General features: G+C 59.5%; 1 rRNA gene. It reads left to right on the top strand.

Annotation, left to right across the window (positions count from 1 at the left end):
* A 16S ribosomal RNA gene (locus AC5RVV_RS18275) occupies window positions 1-198 on the top strand; the annotation flags it as partial.
* Window positions 199-348 lie beyond the last annotated feature (150 nt).

Raw genomic sequence — 348 nt, forward strand, 5'->3', positions numbered from 1 at the left:
AATCGCAGATCAGCAACGCTGCGGTGAATACGTTCCCGGGCCTTGTACACACCGCCCGTCAAGTCACGAAAGTTGGTAACACCCGAAGCCGGTGGCCTAACCCCTTGTGGGAGGGAGCCGTCGAAGGTGGGACCGGCGATTGGGACTAAGTCGTAACAAGGTAGCCGTACCGGAAGGTGCGGCTGGATCACCTCCTTTCTAAGGAGCTTCCTCGAACCTTTCCTGGCCTGTCATAGTGCGGGTTGGGTGGTTTGCAGGGCAAGCCCGTTGCGGACGCGTCTGTTGTCCGGCGGGTGCTCATGGGTGGAATATCAACGGATTCGGTGTCTTTCGCGGTTGGCCGCATGC

The organism is Arthrobacter sp. MDT2-34-1, from assembly GCF_059091365.1.